This window comes from Arthrobacter sp. SAFR-179, assembly GCF_059414945.1.
This window is the reverse complement of sequence record NZ_JBPFDM010000004.1, coordinates 136,587-154,904: the sequence shown is the minus strand read 5'-3', so window position 1 is coordinate 154,904 and position 18,318 is coordinate 136,587. Positions and strand designations below refer to the sequence as shown.

The window sequence follows — 18,318 nt, the reverse complement described above, 5'->3', positions numbered from 1 at the left end:
GGTTATTGCGGACAAGTGTGACCGGAGTCAGAGGTCGACCCGATAGCGGGCCACTTTCTCCGGGTCGAGCTGGATGCCGAGGCCGGGGCCCTTAGGAACGCGCATGTATCCATTCTCAATAAAGAGCGGCTCATCCAAGAGATCATCGGCCATGTCCAGGTAGTTGGACAGTTCAGCTGCCGAACGTGACGTAATTTCCTGGGACGCACCGAAGACGAGGGAACAAACGGTTCCGACTTGCGCATCGATCTGGTTGCCGATGACCGCTTCGAGGCCCAGCCCTTCGGCCAGGTGGGAAACGCGCAGCGAACCTGAGAACCCTGTTCGGGCGGTCTTGATGCTCACAGCGGTCGCTGCTCCTGCAAGGATTTCGCGGGTAACGTCGGCCGGCGTGGGCGCACTTTCGTCCGCGACGAACGGCACAGGACATTGGGAAACAAGCCAGCGCCTGCTCAGCACATCGTCGGCGGGGCAGAGCTCTTCCACGCGACTCAGTCCGACATCTTCGAGGTCCCGAAGTGCCCGGGCCGATTCCGCCGCCGTCCAACCGCGGTTCCCGTCGATGTACAGCTCGGCGTCAGGGCCCAGGGCTTCCCGGACTGCCTTGCACACGTCAACATCCAAGTGGACGGGCCGGCGTCCGACCTTGATCTTGAAACTCGAAATGCCCAGCGTCTCCCTTAGCTCGACAGCCTCGGCGGCAACTGTGTCCGGGTCATCGAACCCGAGCATGTGGCTGACCTGCAAGCCATCGGTGAAGCCTCCAAGAAGGCGATGTACCGGCGTCCCGATGGTCTTGCCCCAGGCGTCCCACATGGCCATGTCAATGGCGGCTTTGGCAGTGGGGTTTCCTACCGTTCGAGCCAGGCGCGACCTTACCGCCTCGCGGTCGAGGATGGAGAGCCCGATAATGGCAGGGGCAAAGATCTTCTCGATAACGGCGACAATCGACGCCTGCGTCTCACCGTAGGTGTAAGGCCGCGGAGGGGCTTCGGCAAAGCCGACCACACCGTCGCTGGTGACCACTTCCACGAGCACATTGTCCGCTACATCAATCGATCCGCTGGCAAAACGCAGGGGCTTGCGGTAGGGAATCGCGTACGGGACTGTCCGTACTTCGGCGATTCGTGGTGCAACTGCACGCTCACCCGCGGGTGTTGTTTGAGTGGCTGGTTGAAGTAACAAAATTTGGTCATCCTTTGGTGTGGCTATTGGTGGAGGTCATCCCCGGGCGTGTGCCCCGGCAACATCTGTTTCGAGACTGGTAGTCCCACGGAGTCCGCCGGTCTTCCGGTCAGCCCACCCGATGAGGATGTAGACGAACACTGCCGCGAGGCCGAAGAAGCCCGACATCACCAGAAGGCCGGCGGAGCTTGAGCCGGTGAGGTCCGTGAGCCAGCCCTGGATGTAAGGGCCTACGAGGCCGCTGACGTTTCCGACAGAGTTGACGAGCGCGATGGACACTGCGGCGAGGGCCCCGGCATACACCTGGGCAACGGTCGCCTGGAAGGTGGACAGAGTCGCGAAGAAGCCCGCAGCGGCAATGCTGATACCGATAAGTGACAGGAACGGGTTTCCGGAGAGCACTCCAATGAGGAGTCCGAGTGCTGCGGCAACCATGGGCAGGGTGAGGTGCCAGCGGCGTTCGCCGGTTCGGGAGATGCTGCGGACGATGACAAACATGACGATGGCGGAGAATGCCCACGGGATCGCCGAGACGTAGCCGGACCCGACGACGTCCAGGTGGAACTGCTCTTTGACGATCGTCGGAAGGAAGTACGTAATCGACCAGAAGCCGATCAGGATAAAGAAGTAGGTGATGGCGAAAGCCCACAGCGACGGCCGACGGAGCGCGGCGGGAAGCTGCTTCAGTTCGTGTGCTCCGGAGCCCGAGCGCTGGGTGACATTCTCCGCCAGGTACGCCTTTTCCTCGTCATCGAGCCAGGCCGCTTTCGCCGGGGTGGAGGGCAGAGCAAAGAAGATGACGACCGCAAGGATGATTGCCGGAATACCTTCAATCAGGAATACCCAACGCCATCCGGCAAGGCCAGCTACGCCGTTCATGAGCATGATCGACGAGGTCACGACGGAGCCCACCGCCAAGGCGACCGGAACAGCGAGATTCAGCCAGGACATCGCCTTGGGCAGCAACCGGGCTGGGCACCAAAGCGCCAGGAAGAGCGCGGTCCCCGGCGAGTAGCCGGCTTCTGCAAGTCCGAGAAGGAACCGCATGATGTGAAGGCTGACTTCGTCCTGCATGAACGCCATACCCATCGTCACCAGGCCCCAGGTGATCATGATGCGGGCCAGCCAAATGCGCGCCCCCACCTTCGCAAGGAACATGTTCGAGGGGATCTCGAACAGCAAGTAACCGATGTAGAAGAAACCCGCGGCAAGGCCGAATGTCGCTGCTGTAAGCCCCAAATCTTTGGACAGCGGCCCTGCGATTACCCCAAGGTTGGCTCGATCGATGTAGGCAATGAACATGCCAAGCATGAGGATTGGAAGGACCTTCAGGGTAACTTTGCGGAAGACCCGAGCTTCAACGCTCAGATCTATCGGTGTGGTGTTTGTTTTCATCATGACCTCTCTTCGTTGAGGGGGCTCTGGGTTTGGTGCCGCCTTCAAAAAGGTTAGTGAGAGATTGTTCCGAAGAGAAATACCAATTCTCTCTCTTTTGATAGGCAACGCAGAAAGATCCTCTACTGTTACTTGGGCCTGCGGGCTCACCAAGCGCAGCCGGCCCTAAGGTCAGCTCGGGCTGAATGGCAGGCAGGCTCGAAGATCACTCGACGAACGTCGGGACCTTGCGATGGGAGTCGTCGTCGGTTTAAAAGGACCTGCGTGGCGGATCGCGACGACGCCCTCCAGACGGCCAATAATCAAATGACATCGGGTGCGAAGGGTGCCGTCGCGTCACGCCGGCCCTCGCGAATCTCTCGTTGGCGCCCGTCAGCCCGTCGTTACTGGCGGCGGTCGGGAAGGCCAGGAACCAGCAGCACCTTGCAGGCGTCTTGGGAGAGAAGCTCGATGGCTTCGTCGAAAGCCGACAGGGGAAGACGGTGGGTAATGAATTTGGAGAGGTTTAGTTCGTCACTCGCCACGAGCGCAGCAATTCGATCCCAGGTGTGCCAAAGGGACCGCCCGAAGCTGCCCGTGAGAGTCAGACCCTTCTTGATTAGGTACGCCGCGACGTCGATCTCGATTGGCTTACCGGGGATTCCGACGGTCACAACCGTCGCCTCCCGGCGGACCGCCTCCAGCAGCGGCGGCAGTGCGGCCGCTACCCCCGAAGCCTCAAATGCTACATCGAAGCCGAGCTTCTCCCCCGAGAGCTCCCGGCACACACTGATGACATCATCGTCGGGAAATAGGGCTATTGCTCCCAGTGCTTCGATAAGACCCTGCCGGTAAGCGTTGGGTTCCACGACGACCACGCGGCTGGCACCCAGGGCCTGGGCAATTGCAGCAATAAATAGGCCAACTGGACCGCCGCCGCTTATCACTACGTCAGCACCTTGAAGGTCAATTTTGGACCGCTGGATGGCATGCATGGCGACTCCAGCAGGTTCCAGGAGGGCGCCCTGCTCCAAGGGGAAGTCTTCCGGTAATTTGAAGCAAGCGGTCGCCGGTACCACGAGCCGTTCCGCAAAACCGCCATCGAGATGCAACCCGAGCAGCTCCATGTTCAGGCAGTTGTGGGCGTCACCGTTTCGACAGGGGTAGCAATCCCAGCAGGCAACATGGGATTCCAGGGCAACCCGGTCCCCCACCTGGAGCGACTCAACGCCCGGGCCAACTTCGACGACGGTGCCGGCACACTCGTGACCGAGAACCACCGGGGTATTGAGGTTGAATGCCTGCGCCATGGGTGAGTACTCGTAAAGTGCCCGGTCAGTGCCGCAGACCGAGGCCGCTGCGACCTGAATCTTCACAGTTCCGGCAGAGACCTCAGGCTCCGCATACGAAGCGTGGAACTTGACTCCGCGTTCTGGGCCGACCTTAACAATCGCACGCATGGTGCGGCGGGTATAAGCCGATTCACGTTCAGAAGCACTAAGGGACGTCATTGTGGACCTATCTGTTGCGCCCAAGAGACCAGCATCTCGTCGATGCCCGTGCGGGGCCGCCCGTAACTCGCCACCTAGGATCAAGGGCGGAGAGGCTGGGCCGGCTTTAGCTGAATCGGCTTGGGCAGGATTGGAGGGCAACTGGTGCGCCTCCAAAGATAGTTGGAGAGTCAGCCCGGCAGAAATACCGATTCACGCTCATCTGATAGCGAAGCCGGAAAGGTCGGGGGTGGGCAATGCCGCTTCCGAGACCTGAAGCACTGCAGCAAGTGCAGGAGATGTGTCTTCCTTTCGCCACGTCAAAGTAGCAAACATGTGACTGGGATGAATATCGTCCAATTCCCGGTAAACGATTCCGACGGACTGCGACGGAGTTACCGAACTGAGTGTGATGGTGATGCCGGCCCCGGCAGCAACGAGGGCAAGAGCAGTAGCGGAGTCAGGAGCCACTTGGACGATCTTCGGCCTGAAACCGGCAGTAATGCATAACGCAAACATGGTGGCCTGGAGAATTGAACCTGTATCAGCGGGCAGGCTGACAAACTCCTCGTCATGAAGGTCCGCCAAGGAAAGACTGGGCTGGGCCGCGCGAGCGTGGCCTTCCGGCAGGGCGCACAAAATTCTTTCGACTTCGACAACGCGGGACTCTAGCTCCTTCTGGGGGGTGGGAAGTCGCGCGAAAGCGAGATCCAATGATCCCTCAAGGAGCTTGTCCAATGCCGTGTAAACGTAGGTCTGGGACTCCAACTGCAACTCGATGCCCGGGTGGGACTCGCGCACCGCTCGGGTGAGGATTGGGAGGGCGCGCTGACTCGAAGCGCCGGCAAACGCGATCCGAACGCGTCCCTGCTCTCCCGCAGCGATTGACTCGGCCAGGTTCTGGACCGCAGACACTTGACTGAGAACCTTACGCGCCGGGATCAACAGCCTGGACCCTGCATCCGTAAGTGCCACCGTACGGGTGCTTCTTTCAAAGAGCTGAACGCCCAAACTCTGTTCCAGCTGCTTGATGCGTGCACTCAACGGCGGTTGCGACATGTGCAGCCGGGCGGCCGCCCTACCGAAATGCAGTTCCTCGGCCACCACGGCAAAGGCCTCAAGATCCTTTACTTCCACTTCCTCGCCCCTCCGCAACCTGCCCAATTATTCCGAATTTCAGATCATTCTACTCCGTATTGGTATCACATAGGCGCGTTATCCAGCCTTCCTTCCGGGCATACTGAAGAGAACGCGTTGCACCGCCGCAACCAAGTTCCGCGCATGCCGACGTGCGTGGAGGAAGGAAAATTGTCATGGTAGAACGTCTCCTCGTTACCGGGGGTGCCTCTGGAATCGGTCGTGCTATTGCTTCGCACGGCCTGGCGCAGGGGTGGGAGGTCGTGGTCATAGACAAACAGCCCACGGACCTCGGCCGTTCAATCACTGCGGATCTCTCCGACGTTGACAGCACAGCGGAAGCCCTCGAGGCTGCCCTGTGCGAAGGCCCAATCACTCGGCTGGTCAACAATGTCGGTGCAGTTTTCCCCGCCCCACTCCGTGAGCAATCCCTGACCCAGCTTGATCAATCGCATGCGTTGAACCTTCGGTGCGCCATACAGTGCACCCAGGGCGTCCTCGACGGCATGACGGAGGCTGGGTTCGGTCGGATCGTCAATATGTCCTCGCGTGCGGCACTCGGAAAGGAACTGCGGACTGCTTACGCGGCCGCCAAAGCCGGCCTAATCGGGCTGACCCGCACCTGGGCCTTGGAACTTGGCCGAGAGGGAATCACGGTTAACGCAATTGGACCAGGGCCCATCGCCACAGAACTGTTCATGAAGGCGAACCCGGAAGACTCACCGCGGACAAAAGCCATCGTTTCATCTGTTCCCGTCGGAAGGCTCGGCCAGCCGGAGGACATAGCCAACGCAGCGGGCTTCTTCCTGGACGAGCGCTCCGGCTTCATCACCGGCCAAACCCTGTATGTATGTGGCGGACTCACCGTCGGAACAAATCCTGTCTAACACCCACCTCGCCCAGCCGAGCCACATGCACCGGGCAGCTCTGCTAACTGGCATATGCGTTGCCCGCGTGGCCACGACCTACTTGTGACAGGTGCCGCGGTGCCAACACTTGCCTAAGCGGGCAGCTCTGAATGACAGAAATAGATTGAGATGGATAGAACCATGAACCAGGCTTTTGTGTACGACGCCGTGCGCACCCCCTTTGGAAAGTTCGGCTCCGGCCTCGCCGCCGTCCGCCCGGACGACCTTGCCGCGCACGTGATCAAGGAATCCGTCAAGCGGGCGCCGTCCCTCGACGTCGAGCGGATCGATGAGGTGGTGTTCGGCAACGCCAACGGCGCCGGTGAAGAGAACCGCAACATCGCCCGGATGGGCACGCTGCTGGCCGGGCTCCCGGTCTCCATCCCGGGCACCACGGTCAACCGGCTCTGCGGGTCCTCCCTGGATGCCGCCATCATCGCCTCCCGGCAGATCAACACCGGCGACGCCGACCTGATGCTCGTCGGTGGCGCCGAGTCGATGTCCCGCGCGCCCTGGGTGCTGCCCAAGACGGAGAAGCCCTACCCGGCCGGGGACATGACCCTGGCCTCCACCACGCTGGGCTGGCGCCTGGTGAACAAGGCGATGCCCAAGGAATGGACCATCTCCCTGGGCGAGGCCACCGAGCGGCTCCGCGAAAAGTACGGCGTGACCCGGGAGGCGCAGGATGAGTTCGCCGCCGCCTCGCACAACCTGTCCGCCGCCGCCTGGGACGAGGGCTTCTACGACAACCTGGTCACCCCGGTCCCCGGCACCGACCTGGTGCGGGACGAGGGCATCCGCCCCGGGTCTTCGGCGGAGAAGCTCGCCGGGCTCAAGACCGTGTTCCGGACAGAGAACGGGACCGTCACCGCCGGCAACGCATCGCCGCTGTCCGACGGCGCCTCCGCGGCCTGGATCGGCAGCGAGGCGGCCGCAGGGCTGCTGGGGCTGGACCCGCTGGCCCGCATCGCCGGGCGCGGCGCGCACGCCAACGATCCCCAGTACTTCGGCTACGCCCCCGTCGAGGCCGCGAACAAAGCCCTCGCAAAGGCGGGCATCAGCTGGGAGCAGGTGGGCGCCGTCGAACTTAACGAAGCCTTCGCCGCGCAGTCCCTGGCCTGCATCAACGCCTGGGGCATCGACCCCTCCATCGTGAACCGGCACGGCGGCGCCATCGCCATGGGCCACCCGCTGGGCGCGTCCGGCACCCGGATCCTGGGCACCCTGGCACGGTCCCTGCAGGCCTCCGGCGATCGCTGGGGCGTGGCCGCCATCTGCATCGGCGTGGGCCAGGGCCTGGCGGTCGTGCTTGAGAACGTCACCGCATCAAATGGAAGGGCCTAAGCCATGCTGAACTTCGTTGATACCGTCCAGGATGCCGTGGCCGGCATCAAGGACGGCCCCACCGTGATGATCGGCGGGTTCGGCAACGCCGGCCAGCCGTTCGAACTGATCGACGCGCTGCTGGACTGCGGCGCCACGGACCTGACCGTGGTGAACAACAACGCCGGCCAGGGCGACCAGGGCCTGGCCCTGCTGATCAAGGAAGGCCGGGTGAAGAAGATGATCTGCTCCTTCCCCCGGCAGTCCGATTCCTGGCACTTCGACGCCAAGTACAAGGCCGGCGAAATCGAACTCGAACTCGTCCCGCAAGGCAACCTCGCCGAGCGGATCCGCGCCGCCGGGGCCGGGATCGGCGGGTTCTTCACCCCCACCGGCTACGGCACTATGCTCGCCGAGGGCAAGGAGACCCGGTTCCTGGACGGCAAGTGGCAGGTGTTCGAAACCCCCATCCACGCCGACATCGCCCTGATCAAGGCCCTCAAGGCCGACGGCAAGGGCAACCTGGTCTACCGCAAGACAGCCCGGAACTTCGGCCCCATCATGGCCGCGGCCGCGAAACACACCATCGTCCAGGTGTCCGAGATCGTCCCCACCGGCGGACTGGACCCGGAGAACGTGGTCACCCCGGGAATCTACGTCAACACCGTCGTCAAGGTTGCCGGCAGCGGCCACAAGGAAGAAAAGGCGGCCTGAGATGAGCCTGCAGTCCAATCAAGTGCAGTCCACCGAAACCTCCATCAAGACCTCCGAAACTCCCCTGGGCCGGGACGACCTCGCCCGGCTCGTGGCGAAGGACATCGCGCCCGGATCCTTCGTGAACCTGGGCATCGGGCAACCCACGCTGGTGTCCAACTACCTCACCGAGGAACAGAACATCACCCTCCACACGGAGAACGGCATGCTCGGCATGGGACCCGAAGCGGTCGGGGACCAGATCGACGAGGACCTGATCAACGCGGGCAAGATCCCCGTCACCGAACTGCCCGGCGCCTCGTACTTCCACCACGCCGACTCGTTCGCGATCATGCGCGGGGGCCACTTGGACATCTGCGTGCTGGGTGCCTTCCAGGTCTCCGCCACCGGTGACCTCGCCAACTGGCACACCGGGGCACCCGGGGCGATTCCCGCCGTCGGCGGTGCCATGGACCTGGCCACCGGCGCCAAGGACGTCTTCATCATGATGACCCTCCTCACCCGCGAAGGCGCCTCCAAAATCGTGGAGGCCTGCACCTACCCGGTCACCGGCGTCGGCTGCGTTACCCGCGTCTACACGGACAAAGGCGTCTTCCTCACCGGACCCGACGGCGTCACGGTCCGCGAAACCTTCGGCTGCACCCTCGAGGAACTCCAGGAACTGGTCCCCGTCCCACTCACGGCCGCGTTCTAACGGCCGGAGCTAGGGAGTCGCATCGGCAGATCTTTCGATTTCCAGTCAGAAGTACAACCCAAGCTGAGGTCAGGAAACGCTGCAAAGTTCGTCAGAATAGAGTGCAAAAGCCCTATTTCTCCACATGCCAAGGGAAAAGTCTCAGATTCTAATCTGATGGCGGTCGCTGTCGCTTAGATTGTGTCGTCCCTGACAATTGCGCAACAACCTGTTGCGCAATTGTCCAGATGCCGTCTGGACAAATAACAATTTTGGCTGCAAGTGGCCGCGCCTGTCCGACCCTTGCCTGTTCTCGAATCTGCGGTAATAGTGCCACAGCCTATTGCGCTATTCAGCTGTCCGCCTCATCTTCCACACGCCCAGCCTCGATACCGATGCCACAGTTGTCGCAGGCCGCCCATGTACCCATCCGCCCCTCACACCTCTGGCATCCAAGGTCTTGACCGTGAGGACGCGTCGCGGCTCGTCATGTCGAGACGGATTGCCACACCGATGAACATCCGTGACCGACAAGAGCTGCGAAGAGTGTAGAACCTGTTTTATGCCGTCCCGGAGGGACCAGCGCTTCTGTTCCGTGCGCTGCGGCAACAGAAGACGAGATCGTCGACGGCGGCGCCGGCAAGGTGCAGATGGAGTGGCTGGCGCCGGCGGCGCCCTAATTGCGCCTCCCGGTGATGAGCTCCGAAATGCGGACCCTGGCATGGACATCAAAGCTGGGATCTGCCGGCGTCGTGTCGAGATTCTGGTGTCGAAACTGCGCTCACAGTCATACGAAATTGACCGGCTCGAGGCCGAAAATTCCGAACTACGACAGAGCAACAATGTCCTGCAGGGGGAAGTAGGCCGCCTCAAACGTGCACAAAGAACCAATGTGCAGGACCTCGCCCACGTCGCTGCATGGCTGGTTTCGGTGACCAATGCAAAGGGCGTCGCCCTCGACTCCACGACGCTGGACATTCTCAATCGCCGGGGATGGAACCCGAGTAAGCGCCGGTCCTCATCGTCACGGCTATGACCATGTCAATCGCCCGGCTGTCCGCGCAGTCAGGCCTGCGCTACCTGTTCAAGACCACGATGATGGACGACCTCACCACAACTCCCCCGGACGCCACAACGTACTACATAAAGGCCGGAACACCACAAGGCCACGGCGCCTGGGTGACCCTCGACTCCCGCACCCTCTACAAGGCCGCCGTCGCTGCCAGCGAACACTACAACGGACTCCTCTTCGACGCCCTCCACGAACAACTTGGAACCGACACGGACATCCGCGTCCCAGTCATCAGTACTCACAACCCTAGCCAGCAGCTCACCGGAATCGACGAAGACCTCATCCGGGAGTTCTCCAAGCGCTCACGCCTCATCAACCTGGAAACGGACCGACTAGTTGCGGAGTGGACAAAGGAACACGGCCAGCCGCCAACCACGGCCACAATCATCAAGCTTCGGCAGCAAGCTACCCTGACCACACGCGTCCCCAAGGCCGAACTCCCCACGCCCCTGCACCAGCTCTCAAGACAATGGAAGGCACGCGCCACCGCCAAAGGATTCCAGCCAGAGGACGTCATCGCGGCAACGGTCAATCGCTCCAAGATTTCCCCTTTCGGTTTCCAAGACTTCACCCCAGACTGGATCAGCGCCGTCGCAACCTTGACCCGTGAGCGCGTCGCCCAGAAACGCTCAACATGGAACCGCTGGAACCTCCTGGCGGAAGCCGAACGCGTCTGCGCCCAAGTACGCTGCCGGCCCGCGGCCGACAGGAGCGCGCTGATGGACGCCGTCGCCACCGCTGCCGAGCAGCAGTCCGTGCCGCTAAACGATTACCGATACACCGTTTCATCCGACGCCGGGGCAGACCTCCGGCTGGGAACGCGGAGCGTGTTCGATTTCCACGGATCACGCCTCTACACCGATACGTCGACGCTCGCCTGCGAGGACGCGATTATGGCGGCAAGGAACGACGACGGCGGCCCGGCAGTCCGCGCGGACGTCATCATGGACCTCCTCGACCAGGTCCAACAACCTGGAAGGCGTGCGCTTCACTCTGACCAGCAGGCCGCGGTTGCCGACGTGGTACTAACCGGTAACAGGCTCGCCGCCATCGTGGGGCCAGCCGGCACGGGAAAGACAACGACGCTAGCGGTCGTCAAGGCTGTGTGGCAAGCCGAGTACGGCACGGGCAGCGTTGTCGGGCTGGCTCCTGCGGCCGCAAGTGCGGAGGTGCTGGGCCGTGAACTTGCCATGGCCACTGAGAACGTCAGCAAATGGCTGCACGAATCCGCCGGGCAGGGCGCAAGTTCGAGGGCCGAGCGATTCTTCTACGTCCAGACGCAACTGACCGCAACTAACGTCGGCGAGCGCCGGAGCATCGCGTCAGCGCAGGAGGCTGCGCGGCTGGCCGCTACCCAGCAACGCTGGTGCTTCCAAGCGAATCAATTGGTCATTATTGACGAGGCTTCCATGGTTTCCACGTTCCAACTCGCCGCTCTGGTGCAGCAGGCACAGGACGCCGGCGCGAAGATTCTGCTCGTGGGTGATCCTGGACAGTTGGACGCCATCGATGCCGGCGGCGTTCTCGGCTGGCTGGACCGGCAGGGTAAGGCAACACGGCTCAGCACCATCTGGAGGTTCCATGAGGAGTGGGAACGGGCGTCATCGCTCAAGCTCCGGAAGGGCGACTACTCATCCATTAACGACTATGCAGCACATGGGCGAATCCGGCACGGAACCTACCTTAATATGGCTGACCAGGCGTACCTCGCCTGGCTGGCAGATACTCGGACGGGTAAGTCGTCGATCCTCATTGCTGCCGACAACGAAACGGTCAGCATGCTCAACGAGCGCGCCCAGGCGGACCGGGTGGCACAGGGCGAAGTAGACCCCGAGCTGACGATTCTGCTCAGCGACGGCCTTTGCGCAGGTTTCGGTGACACTGTGATCGCCCGCGGAAACAACCGAAAGCTCGTTGACAGTAACGGTGAGTTCGTCCGGAATGGCACGATGTTCGACGTCGAAGGCGTCAGCCAGCGTAATGACTCCCTGCTTGCGCGCCGTCGCGACACCGGCGCCAGCGTCGCACTCCCCCAGTCGTATCTTGAGTCGTCCGTCGAGCTCGGCTACGCGACCACGGCTCACCGTTCCCAAGGCATCACGGTGGACACCGGCCATACGGTGGTCACTCAGGGCAGGCTCACCCGCGAGCTGCTGTACGTCAGCATGACCCGCGGTCGGTCCGGCAACTTCGCGTATGTCAGCGAAGGTGACGACGCCGACCACGCTGCTGTCGACCCATCCCTGCAGCTCTCGTGGCGGGGGATCCTGGGCGAGGTACTCGCGGCTGAAGGTGCGGAGCGGACTGCCCACGAGGTGCGCGACGCGGAGCGAAAGAACGCCGACAGCCTTGAGCGACTCTACGCAGAGTATGACTACCTCGCGCAGATCGCCGCGGGGCTGGATCTGAAACAGTGGCTGGACGAGAACCTCCCCGGCGCATCGTTCGCATTCGAACAATCGCCGTCATGGGGCGCAGCCGTAGCTGCATGGCGCAAAGCCACAACTATTAGCCGGCAGGACACCGAACGTGTCCTCCAGCAGGTCTGCCAGGAAACCTGGAGCGCCAATGATCGCTGCGCCGTCCTCAGCACGCGTTTGCGTCGATTACCTAGGGGAACGACGGCGGCTGTGGAACCATTGGTTGAAAAGCTCACCATTTCCCGTCCCGACTTAGCGGAGATGGTTGAGCAGGTCAGGGCACGTATCATCCGAAGATCGGAAACCGTCAGCATGGCGGCTCTGACAACCGATCCTGAGTGGAAACGCTCTTTGCTCGATGCCTTCGGAGGCTCCGCCCGCGCCGAAACGTGGCAGCTGGTTCGTGACGTTGCCGTTTACCGGGACAGGTGGGCATTGCCCGATTCTCCCCTGCCCTTGGGGTTGGCACCCAAGGACTTCGAGTGGGAACAAGCGGCTCAGCGAGCACGTCTAAGCGAAGCAATCGAAGTCGCTCGGTTCAGATCTACGCCACCTGAATCAGGAACCGGTCACAAGGAATTGTCCTTGCCGCAGCAGGTCGTCCTTACGAGTGCTGGCTGGCAGTTCTAAGCTGGGAAGTGAGGCAAGACGATGGTGGAAAATCCGGTGGTCAAACCGCGAGTCGCGACAGTCGCGTTGGTATTGACCAGCGTGGGCGTCTTGATTCTCCTCGTCCTGTTCCTGGCTATCGTCCCCGCCACAAGTCTTCCGCTTTCGGTATCTTTGCCGCTGGTGGCTGTTTGGCTCGCAGCCGGACTATTGCTGGGCTGGCAATGGTGGAAGCGGATCACTCGGTCCCGTGAATGGCAGGCTTCGTCCGCCGCCCGCTGGAGGGCGTTCAACACCACCAAGCAGTCGAGCGGCACGACGACAGAAGTGACGCTCCTCAGTGTCGATGCCGTGCAGCCAACCGGTTCGTGGGTGACCATCCTGTGGAACCGTTTCGAACATGTGCAACCAGCCTGGCTTGAAGCGCTGCCGGAGCCGGTATGGCCAGGATCCATCCTGCTCCTCGCACCCGACCCAGCTCAGATAATGCCCGGCCTACCTTGGCCAGAGACGTACTTCATTCGCGCCGCTAACTGCTTGGCGTGGGCCCCCGCCCAAGGGTGGCGCGCTTAGGCTCCACCCATTGCCGCAAGACCCATCCGATCCAAGCATTCGAACACATGTTCTAATATTGCTTCATGATCAAATCCGGCTCCCCCGAAGATCTGGAGCGAATGATGATTCGCATGGACACTGAGGCGAATCGGCCGATCGATGATCCTGCGCCGCTGAGGGATTTCCCCAAGAATGGTCGGCCACTTGTGTTCGTGGGTGGAATTTACGGCAAGGCCGTGGGCTGGACGCAAAAGTACGGCCTCATAGAGTGGTTGGATCCTTCCGGGAAGTACCATATGGGCTGGGCGCATTCCTCAAGCATCAAGCGCGTCCAGCCCGGAGACTGGAAGGGCAGCAGTGCGCTTTAGTTGGCCGAGTAATCATCGGATAGTGCACCGCGCGTCGACGAAGCCGTCGGCGTCCAGTCGCGCCTAGGGGTCGTGGGCATGGAAAGGTACCCATCTGGGGAGCTGAAAGGGCAGACTTCGATCAACGACCTGCTCGACGAGCCGGTTGGCGCCGCGCCAGTCCAGCTCGCGCTGCCGATCCTGGTGCAGGTGAAGCCTGGACAGTTTCTTCGCTTGTCTTAGTACTGCCGCCAAAGGTTCTTGGTTGAGGGGCCCGTGCCGGGTTGGCGCGTAATCAGACCACCGCTGTCGTTAACGCCGAGCCTTTAGCCATCGGAAGCGTCCGAGCGCCGGGAAACATGCACAAAGAGACGGCCTGGTCCAGTCGAGGATCAGGCCGTCCCACCTCCAGCAGCAAACAGCTACATGCTCATGTCAGCTCGCGCTGGCCCGCCTAAAGGGGGCACGGCCACCGGCCCTTTCGTAGCGATGCTGTAGGCGGGCTGCGCCACTTCCGGCGTCGCTTGCAGCCCGGCGTCGAATCCAGCCTCCGCACCCGCGGCCGCGCGCGGCGAGCGCTGGTAGGCCGCCGTGCCGAACCGAAGGTCGGGACCAATGGTTTCGGCAACAATCCGGCGGGCTTCCCGCTTCTCGCCATCCTTTTCGAACGCGCGGAATTCGAGTTCACCCGACACCGTGACAGGGTCCCCCTTTTTCAGGGAGTTTGAGGCATTTTCTGCGAGTGCTCGGAACGCTGAGACATTGTGAAAGACAGGCTCGCCGTCGTGCCAGTATCCGTCGGCGCCTTGGATGCGCTGGTTTACAGCGACCCGTAGCTTTGCGTGGGCGACACCGGACTCACCATAGGTGAGCTCAGGGTCCGCGACGAGGTTACCGGCGATGTTGACCGGGATTTTTGTACTCATGTGTGCTGCCCTTTCATTTGCAGACGGGCCTCTCCCGTCCAACATCTCTTGGATCGCTTACGGACCCGATATTTCCAGGCCACGAGATGGCCCGCGTGGTGGCTGCGGGCCAACGTACGGATCCTGGCCTTGCGCTCGCGGTGAGACGTCGACGGCGGGGACTTTGCCCCCAAGACCAGGCGGGTCCGTGACTTCGAGAATGTCCTTGCTTGCCGCTGTAACGCGCCCCAAGACTGACTTCGCAATGTCGACTCGCGAAGCAGGCTGTTTCGGGGAACTGCCCCGCGCGCCCGCTGATTGTTCCGCTTCAATGACTGCGTCAGCCCAGCCCGAAAGGTAGCTTGCCGATTGCGGCCCGCGGTCAATCCCATGGGCCTTCAGCACCGTGTATGCGACTGACTCCGCCTCGACTTCAGCAAGGCCGCGGTGGTCCACGCTGCTCCCGTACAGCCTTCCAACTTTGTCGTCGGGCCCGTGAAGCAAAACATGGCCGAGCTCATGCGCCAGCACGGCGACACGTTCCTCCGCGTTGAGCCAGCCGCCCACCTGCACTTGCCGCTGAGAGAAGTCGGTGAAACCGCTCGTCAGGCCAAACTGCGCCTCCGTGACGTGGATCGAGAAGCCGTGCGCGCGAGCAACCTGAGTCAGTGGCTCCCACAGCTGGGGCGCATCCGCGGACGAAGCCGGACCGGGCCTGGGAACCAGCAACGGAGCGCCTTGCGTTTGCGAAACGTCGAAGACTGCCTGCCCGCGCCAACCCGTGATGAGGGTCTTCTTCCCCTCGTCGACTGCGCCCTTCGGAAGGTTGTCGCCCAGGGGAATGCGCTGGCGCGTGCCGTCAGGCAGCAGCATCTGCTGCACTCGTGCAGTCCGGGGTGCAATGACCCACAGGGCATGCTCGCCCCGAACGACAGTGCGGCCGTGTCGTTCCCATTCCTTGTACCCTGCGACGAGCGTCGGCTCATCCGTTCCCCGCTGCGCCATCTGCATCATCAGCAAGGCGACGTTGCCGCCCGAGTACCGCCACAAATTGGCGGATGCATCGAGCAAGACCTGCCAATGAGAGGGAGACTCGACAGCCTCCTCCAGGATCGAGTGTAGGCCGTCCATCAGTGAGGCGATGCGCTCCTCGGGCGCCATGCGGCGAGCGCCTTGCCCGGCTTCTGGGGAACGCGAGTCGGGCAGGTTGGTGGGAGGAACTTCAGGTATAGCGGCCACGACAGCCACCCTTCATGCTTCTTGGATCGCAGCGTTGCTGCGCAGACACCCGTTCATGGTTGAGCGCCGCAGGAGCGGCATGACTTAGAAGTCGGCGACCAGTTGATGGGTTGCCTTGCGCCATTCAACGAAGGCAGGATCGTCATTCGCCAGGATGCGAGGTGACGGCTCCTTGTGCGCCTGCAGTCCAACGCACCCGGCGGTCCTGGCATGTGTCCTCAAACGTTCGACGGCGTGAGGGAGCCTTTCGTGAAAGGCCAGCGGGCCAAAGCCCGGGTCGTCCTGCGTATAGGAGGCGAGCTCCGCGCGCTGGAGCGCGTACAACTCGGCCACAATCTCGGGGTGACGCCACCAGCAGTCCGGGACGACCGACGTCGTCAATTGGTAAGTGGCCACCAGCCATCGCACCCAGGGGAAGAGGGCACCCCAGACTTCCTGTGACTGTTCGGGAGTCATCTCCCGCCATCGGCGTGTCACGCTCTTGGGGGCGGCAGCTCCACCAAAGGCAGACCGAAAGAGCTGCGCGGTGATCTCGTCGTCCCCGAAGGAGCCTGCCGACGGGATGTCGAACTCATCGGTCCCGTCATGGCTGTGCATCGGGCGTCCCTTCCGCCTTCTGCTGGCGCTCCCTGTGCCCGTCAGCCAGGATGCGCTCCATTTCCGCCTTCAGCCGGCGCAGCTCCCCTGCATCCTTGCGCTTGTGCCACTCAAGCAGGTCCAGAAGGATAGGGCGGCTGCGCCGGCCCAGCATGAGCGCCGTGCCAGCAGGCAGGCGCCGGATCTCGTCGAGGGCGATCACAGGGCTGTCGCGGATCTGTTCGCCGTCCTGCCTTCCAGCAGAAGACCACGAGCGCGTGGTGAGGGTGAGGCTCCGCTCCCCCAGCAACCCGGCCAGCGAGCGCAGATCGCGTTCGTCGGAGCCGCCGCCAAAGATGACCTTGATGATCGCCGAATCCCAGATGGTCGACGCCTCTTCGATGGACCAGCCCGAACGGGCCTGCGACAACGACTGCAAGACGACGAGCGTCGAGATTCCGATGCCGCCGCCGTCGGACAACGCCACGGGCAGCCCGGGCCACGGGGCGAGATTGGCGATCTCGTCCAGGATCAGCGAGAGCGGCGGCTCCAGCCGGCCGCCCGGAGACACGAACGCCATCTCCCGGGCTGCGTTGTCGATGTCGTCGATCAGCGCCGACAGGTACGGCCCGGCAGCAGCGGCCCCGGCTCGGGTGCCGATTAGATACAGAGTCCCCCGCTCCCGGATGAAGGCTTTCGGGTCAAACTCCTCCGAGGCGTCCTGCGGATTCAGCGCGGCCAGTACCTTGGGCGATGACAGGGGTGCCACCGCCGCCGAAACACCAATCCAGGAGTTCGACGTATTCCGCGGGTCGTCCTCCAGGATGCCCATCAGGTCGGCCTGCCACCCGAGTGCAGCTGCGGGCGCGCCCAGTACCTCGAGCGCTTCCCGTGCCAGTACCGGGCTGGAGGACCAGCGCCGGAATGCCGCAACTCCTTCGCCGCACAGCGCCGCAGCGTGAAGAAGGCATTGCAGCACGATCAACGAACGCTTCTGCCAGGCCGCGTTCTCGCCCTTCATCTCGGTGTCCGCCGTAATGACTAACGCCCGCCGGGTCGCGATGTCCGGGTCTTCGCATCCGCGCACCGGCGACCAGCGAAGCGACGTCGGGATCCCCGACATACCTTGCGGGTCGAAGACCGTCACGGGCCTCCCACCAGAGGCCCGCGCCTTCATGGTCACCACCAGGTTGTCCGCCCTCGTCGACGTCGTTACGACGGCCCCCGGCGCATCAAGGATGGCGTTGATGACCACGTACAAGCCCTTGCCGGACCGTGGCGCACCCTGAATCACCATCGACTCCTCTGTTGAGACATGGACGGTGACGCCGCGCGATCGGCCCAGCGTCCAAGACACGTCCTGCACAGAGGGGTTCACAACTCCCGGCCGGGTGAACTTTCCCCGCTTCCGCACGGCCCTCGCCCCGAAGTCGTGGAGGATTTCTGCCCGGCGGGCAACCCCCTCGCGGTTCAGGATGTCCTGGCGCAGCCACCCTCCTGATTGCTTCCAGCGCCGCCAGGTAACAGCGGCGCCAATGGCGATCACACCCACCAGAAGGAGCACCGGAGCGAGCATCCACCAAACGGCGTCTGTGCCGATCACACAGCCGGATCGCGGCGAGATTATCCACTCCATGCGGTTAGCCAGAAGTCCGACGGCGGCACCTAGGTTGAAGGGCGACGGCGCCATCGTGCCACACCGCCACGACGCCGCCAGATGCCCGGCAGCTTGAACCACAGCGCAAAGGCAGACATAGGCCGCCCCCCCAATAAGGCCTGCGGTCACCAGCG

General features: G+C 62.7%; 17 protein-coding genes. 9 read left to right on the top strand and 8 right to left on the bottom strand.

What is annotated here, in order from left to right:
- Positions 1-27 precede the first annotated feature (27 nt).
- From ACR65K_RS09505 to ACR65K_RS09490, 4 genes are all read right to left on the bottom strand, one after another.
- On the bottom strand, positions 28-1,185 hold the full coding sequence (locus ACR65K_RS09505; protein ID WP_440152448.1) for a mandelate racemase/muconate lactonizing enzyme family protein: 1,158 nt from the start codon (positions 1,183-1,185) through the stop codon (positions 28-30).
- 36 nt (positions 1,186-1,221) lie between these two features.
- Positions 1,222-2,583 (bottom strand): MFS transporter, encoded by a 1,362-nt coding sequence (locus ACR65K_RS09500; protein ID WP_440152447.1) that lies wholly within the window; start codon positions 2,581-2,583, stop codon positions 1,222-1,224.
- Between the two features lie 380 nt (positions 2,584-2,963).
- Positions 2,964-4,019, bottom strand: coding sequence for a zinc-dependent alcohol dehydrogenase (locus ACR65K_RS09495; RefSeq protein WP_440152628.1), 1,056 nt, complete (start codon positions 4,017-4,019; stop codon positions 2,964-2,966).
- A 249-nt stretch (positions 4,020-4,268) separates the two neighbouring features.
- Positions 4,269-5,186: a LysR substrate-binding domain-containing protein gene (locus ACR65K_RS09490; RefSeq protein ID WP_440152446.1), complete on the bottom strand. Its 918-nt coding sequence runs from the start codon at positions 5,184-5,186 to the stop codon at positions 4,269-4,271.
- Positions 5,187-5,362: 176 nt separating this feature from the next.
- On the opposite strand from ACR65K_RS09490, the gene ACR65K_RS09485 reads away from it, so the two are divergent.
- From ACR65K_RS09485 to ACR65K_RS09445, 9 genes are all read left to right on the top strand, one after another.
- Positions 5,363-6,073, top strand: a complete 711-nt coding sequence (locus tag ACR65K_RS09485) for an SDR family oxidoreductase (protein WP_440152445.1) — start codon at positions 5,363-5,365, stop codon at positions 6,071-6,073.
- A gap of 162 nt (positions 6,074-6,235) precedes the next feature.
- A complete protein-coding gene (locus ACR65K_RS09480; RefSeq protein WP_440152444.1) occupies positions 6,236-7,438 on the top strand; it encodes a thiolase family protein in 1,203 nt (400 codons plus the stop codon).
- A gap of 3 nt (positions 7,439-7,441) precedes the next feature.
- Complete coding sequence (locus ACR65K_RS09475; RefSeq protein WP_440152442.1) at positions 7,442-8,131, top strand: 3-oxoacid CoA-transferase subunit A; 690 nt, start codon at positions 7,442-7,444, stop codon at positions 8,129-8,131.
- 1 nt (position 8,132) lies between these two features.
- Positions 8,133-8,825: a 3-oxoacid CoA-transferase subunit B gene (locus tag ACR65K_RS09470; protein ID WP_440152440.1), complete on the top strand. Its 693-nt coding sequence runs from the start codon at positions 8,133-8,135 to the stop codon at positions 8,823-8,825.
- A 700-nt stretch (positions 8,826-9,525) separates the two neighbouring features.
- The gene (locus ACR65K_RS09465; RefSeq protein WP_440152439.1) at positions 9,526-9,840 is read left to right on the top strand and encodes a nucleoside triphosphate pyrophosphohydrolase family protein; all 315 of its coding nucleotides are present in this window, start codon (positions 9,526-9,528) and stop codon (positions 9,838-9,840) included.
- Positions 9,837-12,926, top strand: a complete 3,090-nt coding sequence (locus tag ACR65K_RS09460; protein WP_440152437.1) for an AAA family ATPase — start codon at positions 9,837-9,839, stop codon at positions 12,924-12,926. The genes ACR65K_RS09465 and ACR65K_RS09460 overlap by 4 nt, the downstream gene beginning before the upstream one ends.
- Before the next feature lie 21 nt (positions 12,927-12,947).
- On the top strand, positions 12,948-13,478 hold the full coding sequence (locus ACR65K_RS09455; protein ID WP_440152436.1) for a hypothetical protein: 531 nt from the start codon (positions 12,948-12,950) through the stop codon (positions 13,476-13,478).
- Between the two features lie 65 nt (positions 13,479-13,543).
- The gene (locus ACR65K_RS09450) at positions 13,544-13,828 is read left to right on the top strand and encodes a hypothetical protein (protein WP_440152434.1); all 285 of its coding nucleotides are present in this window, start codon (positions 13,544-13,546) and stop codon (positions 13,826-13,828) included.
- Positions 13,829-13,906: 78 nt separating this feature from the next.
- A complete protein-coding gene (locus tag ACR65K_RS09445; protein ID WP_440152432.1) occupies positions 13,907-14,050 on the top strand; it encodes a hypothetical protein in 144 nt (47 codons plus the stop codon).
- Between the two features lie 179 nt (positions 14,051-14,229).
- Here ACR65K_RS09445 and ACR65K_RS09440 read toward each other — a convergent pair whose 3' ends face one another.
- The 4 genes from ACR65K_RS09440 to ACR65K_RS09425 form a co-directional block, all read right to left on the bottom strand.
- A complete protein-coding gene (locus ACR65K_RS09440; RefSeq protein WP_440152431.1) occupies positions 14,230-14,733 on the bottom strand; it encodes a single-stranded DNA-binding protein in 504 nt (167 codons plus the stop codon).
- Between the two features lie 57 nt (positions 14,734-14,790).
- Positions 14,791-15,873, bottom strand: a complete 1,083-nt coding sequence (locus ACR65K_RS09435; RefSeq protein ID WP_440152429.1) for an ArdC-like ssDNA-binding domain-containing protein — start codon at positions 15,871-15,873, stop codon at positions 14,791-14,793.
- Between the two features lie 162 nt (positions 15,874-16,035).
- Positions 16,036-16,548: a hypothetical protein gene (locus ACR65K_RS09430; protein ID WP_440152427.1), complete on the bottom strand. Its 513-nt coding sequence runs from the start codon at positions 16,546-16,548 to the stop codon at positions 16,036-16,038.
- Positions 16,535-18,163 carry a type IV secretory system conjugative DNA transfer family protein gene (locus tag ACR65K_RS09425; protein ID WP_440152426.1) on the bottom strand — a complete coding sequence of 543 codons (1,629 nt, stop codon included), beginning with the start codon at positions 18,161-18,163 and terminating at the stop codon, positions 16,535-16,537. The genes ACR65K_RS09430 and ACR65K_RS09425 overlap by 14 nt, the downstream gene beginning before the upstream one ends.
- Positions 18,164-18,318 lie beyond the last annotated feature (155 nt).

Coding starts and splice junctions, on each gene's coding strand:
- ACR65K_RS09500 (WP_440152447.1), bottom strand. CDS start 2,583: ATGATGAAAACAAACACCACACCGATAGATCTGAGCGTTGAAGCTCGG.
- ACR65K_RS09495 (WP_440152628.1), bottom strand. CDS start 4,019: ATGCGTGCGATTGTTAAGGTCGGCCCAGAACGCGGAGTCAAGTTCCAC.
- ACR65K_RS09485 (WP_440152445.1), top strand. CDS start 5,363: ATGGTAGAACGTCTCCTCGTTACCGGGGGTGCCTCTGGAATCGGTCGT.
- ACR65K_RS09480 (WP_440152444.1), top strand. CDS start 6,236: ATGAACCAGGCTTTTGTGTACGACGCCGTGCGCACCCCCTTTGGAAAG.
- ACR65K_RS09475 (WP_440152442.1), top strand. CDS start 7,442: ATGCTGAACTTCGTTGATACCGTCCAGGATGCCGTGGCCGGCATCAAG.
- ACR65K_RS09470 (WP_440152440.1), top strand. CDS start 8,133: ATGAGCCTGCAGTCCAATCAAGTGCAGTCCACCGAAACCTCCATCAAG.
- ACR65K_RS09465 (WP_440152439.1), top strand. CDS start 9,526: ATGGACATCAAAGCTGGGATCTGCCGGCGTCGTGTCGAGATTCTGGTG.
- ACR65K_RS09460 (WP_440152437.1), top strand. CDS start 9,837: ATGACCATGTCAATCGCCCGGCTGTCCGCGCAGTCAGGCCTGCGCTAC.
- ACR65K_RS09455 (WP_440152436.1), top strand. CDS start 12,948: ATGGTGGAAAATCCGGTGGTCAAACCGCGAGTCGCGACAGTCGCGTTG.
- ACR65K_RS09450 (WP_440152434.1), top strand. CDS start 13,544: ATGATCAAATCCGGCTCCCCCGAAGATCTGGAGCGAATGATGATTCGC.
- ACR65K_RS09445 (WP_440152432.1), top strand. CDS start 13,907: ATGGAAAGGTACCCATCTGGGGAGCTGAAAGGGCAGACTTCGATCAAC.
- ACR65K_RS09440 (WP_440152431.1), bottom strand. CDS start 14,733: ATGAGTACAAAAATCCCGGTCAACATCGCCGGTAACCTCGTCGCGGAC.
- ACR65K_RS09435 (WP_440152429.1), bottom strand. CDS start 15,873: ATGGCGCCCGAGGAGCGCATCGCCTCACTGATGGACGGCCTACACTCG.
- ACR65K_RS09430 (WP_440152427.1), bottom strand. CDS start 16,548: ATGCACAGCCATGACGGGACCGATGAGTTCGACATCCCGTCGGCAGGC.
- ACR65K_RS09425 (WP_440152426.1), bottom strand. CDS start 18,163: ATGGAGTGGATAATCTCGCCGCGATCCGGCTGTGTGATCGGCACAGAC.